The following is a 14011-nucleotide window of genomic DNA, read 5'->3' as shown; positions in this document are numbered from 1 at the left end:
GAGCTTGTCGAACTGGGTCCCTGAGCTTGTCGAAGGGTCAGTCGGGGTACTGACCGCGGCTGACCTGGGGCTTCGGCAGACGCATGAAGCGCATCTGCAGCGACCGCATCGCCGCATACCAGCCGAGCCCGCGTTCGCGACGCTCGAGGCCAAACTTCGCCGCGACCTTCTTCTTCACCCGCATGCTCAGCAGCACCATGTCGCCGACCGCGAGCAGCATGTAGCCCCACAGTCCGACCATCGCCCACAGCTGAATCGCGGGGATGTCGACCAGGCTGAGCACGATCACCAGCAGCATCGCGGCCATCAGCCACTCTGAGATGTGCCATCCGGCGTCCACGTAGTCGCGCACCCAGCGGCGCTGCGGGCCACGGTCGCGGGCGGGGAGGTACTTGTCCTCGCCGTTCTCCATGCCGATGCGCGCCCGCTGCCGGCGCGCCTGCAGGTCGGCCTTCGCCGCAGCGCGGGCCTCCTTGGTGTTCGCGACCAGGGGGCGGCGGTTGGCCGCTTCGCGCTCGGCGCGGGTGGGGGTGGCGCGACCCTTGCCCACGGCGGGCGTCTCGGGGGCGTCGTCGGCGGCGGGAGTGGGGTTGGGCACGTTCGACCTCAGTTCGGAATCGGGTTCGCCTTAAGATTACTCGCATGACATCCCCTGCATCGCCCGCCTCATCCGCCGCGGAGACCGCGCTCCTCGAGGCGGTGGCCCTCGGCATCCCCTCCGCTCTGGCCGATCTGGGCGCGCTGGTGCGCATCCCCGGCATCGCCTGGCCGGCGTTCGACCAGACCCAGCTGGAGCGTTCGGCGGAGGCCGTCGCCGAGCTCGCACGGGCCACCGGCGTCTTCGACGACGTGCGCGTGCTTCGAGCCCACGTCGACGACACCGACGAACTCGGTCAGCCCGCGGTGCTCGCGACGCGCGCGGCGCGCAACGGGCGCCCGACGATCCTGCTCTACGCGCATCACGATGTGCAGCCTCCCGGTGCCGACGAGCTGTGGGAGACCCCGCCGTTCGAGCCGACCGTGCGCGACGGACGCCTGTACGGCCGGGGCGCTGCGGATGACAAGGCGGGCATCATGGCGCACATCGCAGCTCTCCGCGCCGTCGCCGAGACGCTCGGCGGCGATCTCGACCTCGGGGTCTCGCTGTTCATCGAGGGGGAGGAGGAGTACGGCTCCCGCTCCTTCGCCCGCTTCCTGCGCGACAACGCCGACGCCCTGCGCGCCGACGCGATCGTCGTGGCGGACTCGGGCAACCTCGACTCCCGTACGCCGGGGCTCACGGTGTCGCTGCGCGGCAACGCCCGTTTCACGCTCACCGTGCGCACTCTCGAGCACGCCTCCCACTCCGGCATGTTCGGGGGAGCGGTTCCGGATGCCATGATGGCCGCCGTCACGCTCCTCGCCACGCTGTGGGATGCCGACGGCGCGGTCGCCGTGGACGGCATGACCAGCAGAGACGGGCAGACTCCGGAGTACACGGAGGAGACCCTTCGGGACGAAGCCGGCCTCCTCGGCGGTGTCAGCCCGATCGGACGCGACGACATCTACGGTCGGATCTGGAACAAGCCGTCCATCACCATCACCGGCATGGACGTGACCAGCGTCGCCGCGGCATCCAACACCCTCCTGCCCGAGGTGAGCCTCGTCATCAGCGCCCGCGTCGCGCCGGGCCAGAGCGCGACCGATGCCTACGCGGCGCTCGAACGGCACCTGCGCGAGCATGCCCCGTTCGGCGCAGAGCTGACCTTCTCGGACATCGACCTCGGGGACGGCTTCCTCGTCGACACGTCGGGCTGGGCCGTCGAGCTCACGCGTGCGGCGATGGGCGACGGCTACGGCGTCGACGCCGTCGACCTCGGCGTGGGCGGATCCATCCCCTTCGTCGCCGACCTCGTGCGGGAGTTCCCCGGCGCCCAGATCCTCGTGACAGGTGTCGAGGATCCGCACTCCCGTGCGCACAGCCCCAACGAGTCCCTGCACCTCGAGACCTTCCGCAATGCCGTGCGCACCGAAGCGCTGCTGCTCGCCAGGATGAACGAGCGCACAGCCGGCTCTTGAACCGGCGGGCTGCCCGCGGGTGCCGGATGATCGGCCCTGCGGGCATCGGCGGCGGTAGAATCGTGCACGAGCAGCGAGACCGCGCTGCCCGTTGCAAGGAGTTGACATGAGCGACACCACCCTGACCTCACAGCCCACCGACGCCCCCGCCCACGGCGTCGCACTGACCGATGCCGCAGCCCTCAAGGTGAAGAGCCTGCTCGAGCAGGAGGGCCGCGACGACCTGCGCCTGCGCGTGGCCGTGCAGCCCGGCGGATGCTCGGGTCTGATCTACCAGCTGTACTTCGACGAGCGCTACCTCGAGGGCGACGAGACCGTCGACTTCGACGGGGTCGAGGTCATCATCGACAACATGAGCGTCCCGTACCTGGACGGCGCGTCGATCGACTTCAAGGACACCATCTCGGAGCAGGGCTTCACGATCGACAACCCCAACGCCGCCGGCAGCTGCGCCTGCGGCGACAGCTTCCACTGAGGCGTGCCACCTGCGTGGTTGGCATGAATCGCGTGTGAGGTTGCCCTAGACTTGAATCTGCTCCTGTCCGAGATCTGAAAGGTGCATCGTGCCCTCGAAACGCCGCCTTCGTTGGGCCGCGCTCCCGCTGGGAGCAGCGGCAGCTGTGGCCCTGGCGGGATGTACTCCCACCGAACTCAATGGATTCCTTCCGGGCTTCGTCGAAGACGGCACCCCTGCCACCAACCAGACCGAGACGGTCTCCGGTCTCTGGGTCACCTCCTGGGTGGTTCTGCTGGCCGTCGGCGTGATCACCTGGGCCCTGATGGGCTGGGCTCTCGTCATGTACCGCCGTCGCACCGGTCAGACCGGTCTTCCGGTGCAGCTGCGCTACAACATGCCGATCGAGATCCTGTACACGGTGATCCCGCTGATCCTCGTGCTCGGGATGTTCTTCTTCACCGCACGCGATCAGGCCGACATCGAGACGCAGTGGGATGAGCCCGACGTCGAGATCACGGCGATCGCCAAGCAGTGGGCCTGGGACTTCCAGTACGGCGCCGAAGACGACGATGACGCCGTGTGGACCATGGGAGTGCAGGCCGACCCGGACGAGCTGGGCGACATCGAGCGCGAGAAGCTTCCGACGCTCGTGCTGCCCGTCGACAAGAAGGTCACGATCGACCTCCAGTCGCGTGATGTGATCCACTCCTTCTGGATCATCGACTTCCTGTACAAGAAGGACATGTACATCGGCAAGGACAACTCGTGGTCCTTCATCCCCACGCGCGTCGGCGAGTACGACGGCAAGTGCGCCGAGCTCTGCGGTGAGTACCACTCGATGATGCTCTTCAACGTGAAGGTCGTCGAGCAGGACGAGTACGACGCGTACCTCGAGACTCTGCGAGAGCAGGGCAACACGGGCGACATCACCGACGCCTACGACCGACTCAGCAATCTCCCCGGGAACGGCGAAAGCACGCATCCCGAGGAAGAGGAGTAAAGCCATGACCACCACAGCTGAACCCACGACAGCGCCGGGCGCCCGCCCGACCACGCTGCCGCCGCGTCAGGCATCCCTGCTCACCTCCTCCCGCGTGGAGCAGAAGGGCAACATCATCGTCAAGTGGATGACCTCCACCGACCACAAGACGATCGGGTACATGTACCTGATCGCGTCGGTGCTGTTCTTCCTCCTCGGCGGCGTGATGGCGCTGATCATCCGTGCCGAGCTCTTCTCGCCCGGCATGCAGATCGTGCCCACCAAGGAGCAGTACAACCAGCTGTTCACGATGCACGGCACGATCATGCTGCTGATGTTCGCGACGCCGCTGTTCGCCGGCTTCGCCAACGCGATCCTGCCCCTGCAGCTCGGCGCGCCCGATGTCGCGTTCCCGCGGCTGAACGCGTTCGCCTTCTGGCTGTTCACGTTCGGCTCGGTGATGGCGATCGCCGGCTTCCTCACCCCGCAGGGCGCGGCGTCGTTCGGATGGTTCGCCTACCAGCCGCTCGCCAACTCGTCGTTCTCGCCCGGTGTGGGCGGAAACCTCTGGATGCTCGGCCTCGGCATGTCCGGTTTCGGCACCATCCTCGGCGCTGTGAACTTCATCACGACGATCATCACGATGCGTGCGCCTGGCATGACCATGTGGCGCATGCCGATCTTCTCGTGGAACACGCTGATCACCAGCCTGCTGATCCTGATGGCGTTCCCCGTGCTCGCCGCAGCGATCCTCGCCGCTGCCGCCGACCGCGTGCTCGGCTCGCACATCTACGACGTCGCGAACGGCGGCGTGCTGCTGTGGCAGCACCTGTTCTGGTTCTTCGGACACCCCGAGGTCTACATCATCGCGCTGCCGTTCTTCGGCATCGTCTCCGAGATCTTCCCGGTCTTCAGCCGCAAGCCGATCTTCGGATACAAGACTCTGGTGTACGCGACCATCGCGATCGCCTCGCTCTCTGTCGCCGTGTGGGCTCACCACATGTACGTGACCGGCGGTGTGCTGCTGCCGTTCTTCGCCCTGATGACGATGCTCATCGCGGTCCCGACGGGTGTGAAGATCTTCAACTGGATCGGCACCATGTGGCGCGGCTCGATCACCTTCGAGACCCCGATGGTCTTCGCCCTCGGCTTCCTCGTCTCGTTCGTGTTCGGCGGTCTGACAGGTGTGATCCTCGCGGCCCCGCCGCTGGACTTCCACCTGAGCGACTCGTACTTCGTCGTCGCCCACTTCCACTATGTGGTGTTCGGCACCGTGGTGTTCGCGATGTTCGCGGGCTTCTACTTCTGGTGGCCGAAGTGGACCGGTCGCATGCTCAACGAGCGCCTGGGCTACATCCACTTCTGGATGCTGTTCATCGGCTTCCACATGACGTTCCTCGTGCAGCACTGGCTGGGCGTCGACGGCATGCCCCGCCGCTACGCGGACTACTCCGCATACGACAACTGGGAGTGGGGCAACCAGGTCTCCACGATCGGTGCCATCATCCTCGGCGCCTCGATGCTGCCCTTCTTCCTCAACGTGTGGATCACCGCTCGCAAGGCTCCGAAGGTCACCGTCGACGACCCGTGGGGCTACGGCGCATCGCTCGAGTGGGCGACCTCCTGCCCGCCCCCGCGTCACAACTTCACGTCGATCCCGCGCATCCGCAGTGAGCGTCCGGCGTTCGACCTGAACCACCCCGAGGCCGCAGAGCACCCGGTGGGCGTCGCAGCAGGAGAGGTCAAGTAGGTCATGCGCAGCAATGTCGTCCTCTGGTGGATCATCGCGGTCTTCTTCACCCTCGCGTCCGCCATCTACACCGTCTGGAACCTCGTCGATCCCTTCCACGGGTACGTGGAATGGGTCGGCACGGTGGCCCTGCTCTTCGTGGCATTCATGGGAGCCATGATCGCCATCTACCTGCAGCGCACCTACAAGGCGCAGGGTGGCGAACTGCCCGAAGACGTCCTGACTGCGGACATCGATGACGGTGACCCCGAGCTCGGTGAGTTCTCGCCCTGGTCGTGGTGGCCGCTGGTTCTCGCCGGCTCCGCCGCCGTGTTCCTGCTCGGCCTCGCGGTCGGTCACTTCCTCCTGCCGGTCGGCGTGGCGATCTTCCTCGTCGCGATCGTCGGCTGGGTGTACGAGTACTACCGCGGACACTTCGCGCGCTGACGCGTCGACAGACCTGAAGGCCCCCTGGATACGTCCAGGGGGCCTTCGTCGTCTGGCGACGCGATGGTGAAAGACCGCGGGCCCGGTGGTGTCCCTCGCGTCAGGACCGGGTGCGGATGCGGGGCACGCCCGTCAGCGGGTCGACGGTGCGGCGGTGGATGCCGTCGTGATCCTCGACCGGATATCCCTCGCGCACCCAGTACTCGAATCCTCCGATCATCTCGCGTACGGAGTAGCCGAGCGCGGCGAACTCCAGAGCACCCTTGGCGCCGGCATTGCAGCCCGGGCTCCAGCAGTACACGAAGACGGAGGCATCTGAGGGGATCTCGACCGGCGCGCGCTCGGCGATCTCGCTGTAGTGCATGTGCACGGCCCCTGGCACGCGGCCCTGAGCCCACGCCTCGTCCGAGCGCACGTCGACGACGACGAGCTCTGACCCCGCCTTCTGCGCGGCGTACACGTCGCTGGCATCCGTCTCGTACTGCAGTTTGGCGGCGAAGAACTCGTGTCGGTCGATCATGGTGTCAGGGTACTCCGCGTCACGCGGCTCACCGGCGTCTATGACCGAACCGAACGGGGTTCCGTCCTCTCGCCGTCGACAGGCGACCTTGCCGGTGACGGCCACGCAGACGACTGAGGGCCCGTCCGAATCGGACGGGCCCTCAGTCGTGGGGGAGTGCGGCTTACTCGCCGTCCTCCGACTTCTTCTTGCGCGGCTTGGCCGGCTCCTTGGCGATCACCGAGCTCGGGGTGTTCGGCGTCTCACCGACGTGCGGGTCGGCCGCGGCGATCTGGTCGTCCGAGGTGACACCTGCACGCTCGTGAGCACCGGCGACCTCGGCCGCCTCGATCTCCGCGTCGTGCGCGAGCGTGTGCTGCTGGTGCGCATCGGCGGCCGCGATCTCGGCCTGGGTGAGGGGCTGCAGGCGGTCCTCGTAGAACCAGCGCGAGATCGAGCTGCGCAGGTTCTCGTGCCACGGGATGCGACCCTTCGCATTCGGACGCACGACGAGAGGCTCATAGCTGGTGTAGTCGATGAGCTTCCAGCGGTCGTACACGTCGACCGGCTGGTGCACCTCGATGAACTCGCCACCGGGGAGGCGGACGATACGGCCCGACTCGTAGCCGTGCAGCACGATCTCGCGATCCTTCTTCTGCAGCGCGATGCAGATGCGCTTGGTCACGAAGTAGCCGAGGATCGGTCCGACGAACAGCAGCGCCTGCAGGGCGTGGATGACGCCCTCCATCGTGAGCATGAAGTGCGTGGCCATGAGGTCGGACGAAGCCGCCGCCCACAGCACCGCGTAGAAGATCATGCCGGCGACGCCGATCGCGGTGCGGGTCGGGGCGTTGCGGGGACGGTCGGCGATGTGGTGCTCGCGCTTGTCGCCCGTGATCCACGCTTCGAGGAAGGGGTAGATCGCCACGACGACGATGAACAGACCGAGGATCAGCACCGGGATCACGATGCCGAGCGACAGCGTGAAGTTGCCGAGCATCACATCGAGGTGCGGCGGAGCCAGACGCAGGGCGCCGTCGGCGAAGCCGATGTACCAGTCGGGCTGCGTACCGGCCGAGATCGGGGACGGGTCATAGGGGCCGTAGTCCCAGAACGGAAGGATCTGGAAGAACGAGGCGATCAGCACGATCACGCCGAAGACGATGAAGAAGAAGCCGCCCATCTTCGACATGTACACCGGCATCATCGGGTAGCCGACGACGTTGTCGTTCGTGCGGCCGGGGCCGGCGAACTGGGTGTGCTTGTTGATCACCATCAGCATCAGGTGCAGCACGATGAAAGCGATCACCAGCAGCGGCAGCAGCAGGATGTGCATCGTGTACAGACGACCGACGATGTCATCGCCCGGGAACTCGCCTCCGAAGATGAGGAACGAGGTCCAGGTGCCGATCAGCGGCAGACCCTTGATCATGCCGTCGATGATGCGCAGACCGTTGCCCGAGAGCAGGTCGTCGGGGAGCGAGTAGCCCGTGAAGCCCTCGGCGAGAGCGAGGATGAACAGCACGAAGCCGATCACCCAGTTGAGCTCGCGGGGCTTGCGGAACGCGCCGGTGAAGAACACGCGCAGCATGTGGATGCCGATGCCCGCGATGAACACGAGCGCGGCCCAGTGGTGGATCTGGCGGACCAGCAGGCCGCCGCGGATGTCCCAGGAGATGCGCAGCGCCGACTCGAACGCCGCGGTCATCTCCACGCCACGCAGCGGCGCGTAGGCGCCGGCGTAGTGCGTGGGTGCCATCGAGGCCTGGAAGAAGAACGTCAGGAACGTGCCGGACAGGAACACGGCGACGAACGCCCAGAGCGCGATCTCACCCAGCATGAACGACCAGTGGTCGGGGAAGATCTTGCGACCGAGCTCCTTGACGAGACCGGACAGGCTGGTGCGCTCGTCGAGGTAGTTCGCCGTCGCGCCGATGAAGCGTCCGCCCAGGGGCTTCTGCTTGGTGTCCTCTTTAAGAGTTGCGGTGCTCAATGACGCTCCCAGAAGCTCGGGCCGACGGGTTCGGTGAAGTCGCGCTGCGCGATGAGATAGCCCTCATCGTCGACGGCGATGGGCAGCTGCGGCAGCGGGCGCGCTGCCGGGCCGAAGATGACCTTGGCGTGGTCCGTGACGTCGAACTGCGACTGGTGACACGGGCACAGCAGGTGGTGGGTCTGCTGCTCGTACAGGGCCACCGGGCAGCCGACGTGCGTGCAGACCTTCGAGTACGCGACGATGCCGTCATACGACCAGTCCTTGCGCTCCTCGGTCTCGGTGAGCTGCTCGGGGCGCAGACGCATCAGCAGGACGATGGCCTTCGCCTTCTCCTCCATGTAGCCCTCGCTGTGCCCCAGTTCGGCGAGGGGCTCGGGGATCACGTGGAATGCGGAGCCGAGGGTGACATCAGCGGCGCGGATGGGCGTGCCCTCCGGGTCGCGGGCCAGACGCATGCCCTTCTCCCACATGGTGTGCTTCAGCAGCGCCACCGGGTCGCCGGCGATGGGGTTGCCGTGCGAGTTGTTGTGCGGCGCGAGACCGCGGAACAGCGTGAGACCGGGGAGGATCGAAGCCACGACCGCGGCGATCAGCGAGTTGCGGATGATCGCGCGACGGCCGAACCCCGAGTCCTCGTTCGCGGCGGAGAACGCCTCGACGGCGCCGGCGCGGGTGAGGTCCTTGCCGCGGGTCGGGTGGCGGTGCTCGATGTACTCCTTGTCGGACATGAGCGCCTTGGCCCAGTGGATCGCACCGATGCCGAGCGCCAGCAGCGCGAAAGCGATGCCGATGCCGATGTACATGTTGTTGTGGCGGATGTCGATCGCCATGCCGCTCTCGATCGGGAACAGCATGTACGCGGCGACCGCCCAGATGCTGCCGGCGAGCGACAGGTAGAACAGGGTGTAGACCGTGCGGACCGCTGCCTTCTCGGCGCGCGGATCCTTGTCGGTCATCCGCTCACGGTGTGGCGGCAGTCCCGGGTTCTCCGCAGGATCGCTGACTGCGACGCCCAGCCCCCGCGAGGGCTGGTAGGCCCTGTCAAGAGCCTGCGTGTCGTCGTCGTATGCCATGGTGCTCCTCGTACGTAACTCTTCGATGAAAGTGCGTCAGTTGGACTTCGCCGTGATCCACACGGTGAGCGCGACGAGGGCGCCGATGCCGAAGATCCAGATGAACAGGCCCTCGGAGACCGGACCGAGCGCGCCCAGATCGAAGCCGCCGATCTGCACGGCCTCCTGCTGGTAGACGAGGGCGGCGATGATGTCCCGCTTGTCCTCGGTGCTCAGGTTCATGTCGCCGAAGACGGGCATGTTCTGCGGGCCGGTGACCATGGCCGCGTAGATGTGCAGCGGGCTGGTCGAGGTGAGAGCCGGGGCGTACTTGCCCTCGGTCAGCGCGCCACCGGCGGCGGCGACGTTGTGGCACATCGCGCAGTTGATGCGGAAGAGCTCTGCTCCGTGTGCGATGTCGACCTCGTCGCTCGCGCTGTCGGGGTTCTCCTCGCCCGTGGTCACCCACTTCTCGGGGTAGCTCGGGCCGGGGGCGACGCTCTGCACGTACGCGGCCATCGCGCGGATCTGCGCGTCGGTGAACTGCGCGGGCTTCTGCGGTGCCTGCGGTCCCTGCATCTGCAGCGGCATGCGACCGGTGGCCACCTGGAACTCGACCGAGAGCTCGCCGACGCCGACGAGGCTCGGTCCTTCGGTCGTGCCCTGCATGTCCATGCCGTGGCAGGTCGCGCAGTTGGCGCTGAACAGCTTCTGACCGTCCTCGACGGTCAGCTCAGCTGCCGCGCTGGTCTGCGCGTCGGCGGTGGATGCCATCGCAGCCGAAGCGCCGGCGTAGACGCCGCCGGTGAGCAGCAGGCCGGCGCCGATCAGGGCGGCAGCGGCGAGGGGACTGCGGCGACCGCGGGAGCGGTGCTTCTTCTCTCGTGCCATTTCGGAAAATCGCTCCGCTCTTATTTCAGGAAGTAGATGACGGCGAACAGGGCGACCCAGACGACGTCGACGAAGTGCCAGTAGTAGGACACGACGATCGAGGAGGTCGCCTCCTTGTGGCCGAAGTTCTTCACCGCGTATGCGCGGCCGATGACCAGCACGAAGGCGATGAGGCCGCCGGTGACGTGCAGGGCGTGGAACCCGGTGGTCAGGTAGAAGGCCGATGCGTAGGAGTCAGCCTGGATGGGCATCCCCTCGGCGACGAGCTGGGCGTACTCCCACACCTGGCCGCTGACGAAGATCGCGCCGAGGATGAAGGTGAGCCAGAACCACTCGACCATGCCCCAGCCGAACAGCCGGCGACGGCCGAAGGCGTTCACCCTGCCCTTGTCGATGCGGTAGGGCTGCAGGTCCTCAGCGGCGAACACGCCCATCTGGCAGGTGAACGACGACGCCACCAGGATGACGGTGTTCACGAAGGCGTACACCACGTTGAGCAGCTCGGTGCGATCGGCCCAGAGCTCGGGGGAGGTGCTGCGCAGCGTGAAGTAGATCGCGAAGAGTCCCGCGAAGAACATGACTTCGCTGCCGAGCCACACGATGGTGCCGACAGCGACCGGATTGGGGCGCTTGATGGTTCTTGCCGCCGGGGCATACGTCGCTGAGGTGGTCACCTGACCATTATGGCCGATTCTGAGCGGGGATTCTCCCACCGACGTGGCCTGTCTCGCTGTCCTGCGACTAAGGAAGACCTAAGAAGTGCCTGCGAATGTGCTGCCTTCCACGCTGAGCGCTGGGAAGGGTGCCCGGACAAGCCCGTCATCTCGAATCGGCATCATCCGCCGCGCGATTAGGATCGCAGTCATGGTTGACACCCTCACCTGGCCCGATCTTCTCTCCACCCTGCTGGACCGTCGTGATCTCAGCGTGTGGGAGTCGACCTGGGCGATGCGCCAGGTCATGCGCGGGAAGGTGACGGATGCCCAGCTGGCGGGCTTCCTCGTGGCGCTGCGCGCCAAGGGCGAGACCATCGACGAGATCGTCGGGTTCCGCGACGCCATCCTGGAGGCGGCCGTCCCGCTGCCCGTCTCATCGGACGTGCTCGACATCGTGGGCACGGGCGGCGACCGCATCGGCACCGTGAACATCTCGACCACCGCGGCCGTCATCATCGGGGCATCCGGCATCCCCGTCGTCAAGCACGGCAACCGAGCCGCCAGCTCGTCCTCCGGGTCCTCCGACGTCCTCGCCGCGCTCGGCCTCGACATCTCCCTCGACCCGCAGCGCGTCGCTGCGGCTCTCGACCGAACGGGCATCACGTTCGCGTGGGCCGCCGCCTTCCACCCCGGCTTCAAGCACGCCGGAGTCGCCAGATCCGAGCTGGCGGTGCCGACCGTCTTCAACATGCTCGGCCCGCTCTGCAATCCGGCGCGCGCCGAGGCGAACGCTGTCGGCGTCGCCCAGCTCGACCGCGTGCCTCTGATCACCGGAGTCTTCCGCACCCGGGGTGCGACCGCGCTCGTCTTCCGCGGCGACGACGGACTCGACGAGCTCACCACCACGGGACACAGCCGCATCTGGGAGGTGACGCGCGGAGACATCCACGAGCACGATCTCGACCCGCGCGACCTGGGCATCCCGCTCGCCGACCTCGATGACCTCGTCGGCGGCTCCCCGGAGCACAACGCCTCCGTTCTGCGGCGCACGCTCGGAGGCGAGAGAGGAGCCGTGCGCGACATCGTGCTGCTGAACGCCGCCGCCGGCATCGTCGCGTACGAGCTCTCGCACGATTCCACCCTGACGCAGGTTCCTATGGTCGAGCGGCTCCGCGACGCGTACGCCCGCGCCGCCGCGGTGATCGACGACGGACGCGCCGCCGCCAAGCTCGACCAGTGGGTCGAGGTCACGCGGGAGCCGCTGCCCGCCTGAGCGGAGCTGATTCACCCATGGATGCCGCCGAAGCCCTCCTCGAGATCGCCTCGCTGCTGGAACGCGAGCGGGCGTCCCGCTACCGCGCGAAGGCGTTCCGTCAGGCGGCCGCCGTCGTGGCGACGCTGCCAGCGGACGTGCTCGACGACCCCACCAGGCTCAAGGCGCAGAAGGGCATCGGCGATTCCACCTTCGCCGTCATCCGGCAGGCGCAGGAGGGTCGGGTGCCGGACTACCTCGTCGAGCTCCGCGGGGAGGTGGAGCCTGAGCGCCGCTCCGCGCTGCGCGCGCGACTGAAGGGCGATCTGCACAGCCACACCGACTGGTCCGACGGGACGACTCCGATCGAGACGATGGTGGCCGCCGCACGCGCACTCGGCCATGAGTATCTGGCCATCACCGACCATTCGCCCAGGCTGAAGGTGGCCCGGGGTCTGTCGGAGGAGCGACTGCGCGAGCAGATCCCGCTGGTGCGGGCGCAGTCGGGAGAGGGGCTCACGGTGCTCGCCGGCATCGAGGTGGACATCCTCGAGGACGGCGCTCTCGACCAGACGCCCGAGATGCTCGACGAGCTCGACATCGTCGTCGCGTCGGTGCACTCGAAGCTGCGAATGGATTCCGCGCCCATGACGAGGCGGATGCTCGCCGCCGTCGCCGATCCGCGCGTCAACGTGCTCGGGCACTGCACCGGTCGGCTCGTCGAAGGGTCGCGCGGCACCCGCCCGCAGTCGCAGTTCGATGCCAGGGCGGTGTTCGCGGCGTGCGCCGAGAACGGCGTCGCGGTGGAGATCAACTCGCGACCCGAGCGACAGGACCCGCCCGACGATCTGATCGCGATCGCCCTCGACGAGGGCTGCCTGTTCTCGATCGACTCCGACGCCCACGCACCGGGGCAGCTGTCGCTGCTCGACTACGGAGCCGAGCGCGCCGAGGCGGCAGGGGTGCCGGCGGAGCGCATCGTCACCACGTGGGGACTCGATCGCCTGCGCGCCTGGGCGCGAGGCTGATCAGTCCGCCTCCGCCGCGGATGCCAGAGCGCTGAGCGCCCGCGACATCGAGGTGCCCAGGTTCCACTTCTCGGCGAGGGCTTCGGCGGCATCCCGTGCCGCGTCGTCCAGCGCTCCCAGCGCGTGCCCGGGGACGGAGATGTCGAGGTCGGTCGCGACCTTCACCACGGTCGGGGCCACATCGAGGTAGTCGGAGGCTTCCGAGAACCGTGTCGCGGCCGTCGCCGTGAGCTCTCCAGCTGCCGCGGCCTCACGGATGCCGGCGAGATCGCCATACGAGCGCAGCAGGGTCGCCGCGGTCTTCTCGCCGACGCCCTTCACTCCGGGCAGGCCGTCGGACGCATCGCCGCGCATCGTGGCGAAGTCGGCGTACTGCGAGGGGAGCACGCCGTACTTGGCGACGACCGTCTCATCGGTCACGACCTCCAGGTTGCTCATGCCGCGCGCTGTGTAGATGACGCGCACGTCCCGGCTGTCGTCGACGAGCTGGAAGAGGTCGCGGTCGCCGGTGACGATGTCGACGGGCAGAGTCGCACGAGTGGCGAGGGTGCCGATGACGTCGTCCGCCTCGTGCTCGGCGACTCCGACGATCGGGATGCCCAGAACGCCGAGCGCCTCGCGGATCAGCGGGATCTGCTGCTCCAGGGCATCCGGAACCTCCTCGACGTCGGGAGTCGAGGCCACTTCCTCGACCACGCGATGCGCCTTGTAGCTCGGGATCAGATCGACGCGCCACTGCGGACGCCAGTCGTCGTCCCAGCACGCGACGAGCTGCGACGGCTGATACAGGGTGACGAGCTTCGCGATGATGTCGAGCAGCCCGCGGGCGGCGTTCACCGACGATCCGTCCGGGGCCTTCACCTTGTCCGGCACCCCGAAGAAGGCCCGGAAGTACAGGCTGGCGGTATCGAGCAGCATCAGTCGTTCGGTCACCGCTTCAGCTTAGAAGGAGAGGGGGAGCGGGCCG

The 14011-nt window shown here is 67.3% G+C and carries 14 protein-coding genes; 7 read left to right on the top strand and 7 right to left on the bottom strand.

The features are described 5' to 3' along the window. Positions 1–37: 37 nt before the first annotated feature. Positions 38–598 carry a DUF3043 domain-containing protein gene (locus ACIPV2_RS07285; RefSeq protein ID WP_400839738.1) on the bottom strand — a complete coding sequence of 187 codons (561 nt, stop codon included), beginning with the start codon at positions 596–598 and terminating at the stop codon, positions 38–40. Positions 599–642: 44 nt separating this feature from the next. Between ACIPV2_RS07285 and ACIPV2_RS07280 the strand changes: the two genes are divergently transcribed. The 5 genes from ACIPV2_RS07280 (at position 643) to ACIPV2_RS07260 (ending at position 5670) form a co-directional block, all read left to right on the top strand. After that, the gene (locus tag ACIPV2_RS07280) at positions 643–2058 is read left to right on the top strand and encodes a dipeptidase (protein WP_400839736.1); all 1416 of its coding nucleotides are present in this window, start codon (positions 643–645) and stop codon (positions 2056–2058) included. A 106-nt stretch (positions 2059–2164) separates the two neighbouring features. Further along, the gene (gene erpA / locus ACIPV2_RS07275; RefSeq protein WP_400839734.1) at positions 2165–2533 is read left to right on the top strand and encodes an iron-sulfur cluster insertion protein ErpA; all 369 of its coding nucleotides are present in this window, start codon (positions 2165–2167) and stop codon (positions 2531–2533) included. An 88-nt stretch (positions 2534–2621) separates the two neighbouring features. Continuing rightward, entirely contained in the window at positions 2622–3515 is an 894-nt protein-coding gene (gene coxB, locus ACIPV2_RS07270) for a cytochrome c oxidase subunit II (RefSeq protein WP_400839732.1), read from the top strand. Between the two features lie 4 nt (positions 3516–3519). Then, a complete protein-coding gene (gene ctaD, locus ACIPV2_RS07265; protein WP_101186863.1) occupies positions 3520–5244 on the top strand; it encodes a cytochrome c oxidase subunit I in 1725 nt (574 codons plus the stop codon). Positions 5245–5247: 3 nt separating this feature from the next. Continuing rightward, on the top strand, positions 5248–5670 hold the full coding sequence (locus tag ACIPV2_RS07260; RefSeq protein WP_400839730.1) for a cytochrome c oxidase subunit 4: 423 nt from the start codon (positions 5248–5250) through the stop codon (positions 5668–5670). 100 nt (positions 5671–5770) lie between these two features. Here the strand turns inward: ACIPV2_RS07260 and ACIPV2_RS07255 are convergent, their stop codons facing one another. The 5 genes from ACIPV2_RS07255 to ACIPV2_RS07235 all read right to left on the bottom strand — a co-directional run bounded on the left by ACIPV2_RS07255 (position 5771) and on the right by ACIPV2_RS07235 (position 10686). Then, positions 5771–6190, bottom strand: a complete 420-nt coding sequence (locus tag ACIPV2_RS07255) for a rhodanese-like domain-containing protein (RefSeq protein WP_400839728.1) — start codon at positions 6188–6190, stop codon at positions 5771–5773. 163 nt (positions 6191–6353) lie between these two features. Next, positions 6354–8162, bottom strand: coding sequence for a cytochrome bc complex cytochrome b subunit (locus tag ACIPV2_RS07250; RefSeq protein ID WP_400839726.1), 1809 nt, complete (start codon positions 8160–8162; stop codon positions 6354–6356). Further along, a complete protein-coding gene (locus ACIPV2_RS07245; RefSeq protein ID WP_101186859.1) occupies positions 8159–9238 on the bottom strand; it encodes a ubiquinol-cytochrome c reductase iron-sulfur subunit in 1080 nt (359 codons plus the stop codon). The genes ACIPV2_RS07250 and ACIPV2_RS07245 overlap by 4 nt, the downstream gene beginning before the upstream one ends. A gap of 36 nt (positions 9239–9274) precedes the next feature. Next, positions 9275–10108: a cytochrome c gene (locus ACIPV2_RS07240; protein ID WP_101186858.1), complete on the bottom strand. Its 834-nt coding sequence runs from the start codon at positions 10106–10108 to the stop codon at positions 9275–9277. A 20-nt stretch (positions 10109–10128) separates the two neighbouring features. Continuing rightward, positions 10129–10686 carry a heme-copper oxidase subunit III gene (locus ACIPV2_RS07235; protein ID WP_400839955.1) on the bottom strand — a complete coding sequence of 186 codons (558 nt, stop codon included), beginning with the start codon at positions 10684–10686 and terminating at the stop codon, positions 10129–10131. Positions 10687–10972: 286 nt separating this feature from the next. On the opposite strand from ACIPV2_RS07235, the gene trpD reads away from it, so the two are divergent. Both trpD and ACIPV2_RS07225 read left to right on the top strand, forming a co-directional pair. After that, on the top strand, positions 10973–12037 hold the full coding sequence (gene trpD / locus ACIPV2_RS07230) for an anthranilate phosphoribosyltransferase (protein ID WP_400839723.1): 1065 nt from the start codon (positions 10973–10975) through the stop codon (positions 12035–12037). Positions 12038–12054: 17 nt separating this feature from the next. Further along, positions 12055–13044, top strand: coding sequence for a PHP domain-containing protein (locus tag ACIPV2_RS07225; protein ID WP_400839721.1), 990 nt, complete (start codon positions 12055–12057; stop codon positions 13042–13044). On the opposite strand, the gene ACIPV2_RS07220 is transcribed toward ACIPV2_RS07225, so the two are convergent. Next, positions 13045–13977 carry a 5'-3' exonuclease H3TH domain-containing protein gene (locus ACIPV2_RS07220; RefSeq protein WP_400839719.1) on the bottom strand — a complete coding sequence of 311 codons (933 nt, stop codon included), beginning with the start codon at positions 13975–13977 and terminating at the stop codon, positions 13045–13047. Positions 13978–14011 lie beyond the last annotated feature (34 nt).

The organism is Microbacterium sp. NPDC089987, assembly GCF_044748505.1.
Classification (GTDB): Bacteria; Actinomycetota; Actinomycetes; order Actinomycetales; family Microbacteriaceae; genus Microbacterium.
This window is presented reverse-complemented; position numbering and strand designations above follow the sequence as displayed.

Coding starts and splice junctions, on each gene's coding strand:
- ACIPV2_RS07280 (WP_400839736.1), top strand. CDS start 643: ATGACATCCCCTGCATCGCCCGCCTCATCCGCCGCGGAGACCGCGCTC.
- ctaD (WP_101186863.1), top strand. CDS start 3,520: ATGACCACCACAGCTGAACCCACGACAGCGCCGGGCGCCCGCCCGACC.
- ACIPV2_RS07255 (WP_400839728.1), bottom strand. CDS start 6,190: ATGATCGACCGACACGAGTTCTTCGCCGCCAAACTGCAGTACGAGACG.
- ACIPV2_RS07245 (WP_101186859.1), bottom strand. CDS start 9,238: ATGGCATACGACGACGACACGCAGGCTCTTGACAGGGCCTACCAGCCC.
- ACIPV2_RS07225 (WP_400839721.1), top strand. CDS start 12,055: ATGGATGCCGCCGAAGCCCTCCTCGAGATCGCCTCGCTGCTGGAACGC.
- ACIPV2_RS07240 (WP_101186858.1), bottom strand. CDS start 10,108: ATGGCACGAGAGAAGAAGCACCGCTCCCGCGGTCGCCGCAGTCCCCTC.
- ACIPV2_RS07235 (WP_400839955.1), bottom strand. CDS start 10,686: ATGTTCTTCGCGGGACTCTTCGCGATCTACTTCACGCTGCGCAGCACC.
- ACIPV2_RS07260 (WP_400839730.1), top strand. CDS start 5,248: ATGCGCAGCAATGTCGTCCTCTGGTGGATCATCGCGGTCTTCTTCACC.
- erpA (WP_400839734.1), top strand. CDS start 2,165: ATGAGCGACACCACCCTGACCTCACAGCCCACCGACGCCCCCGCCCAC.
- trpD (WP_400839723.1), top strand. CDS start 10,973: ATGGTTGACACCCTCACCTGGCCCGATCTTCTCTCCACCCTGCTGGAC.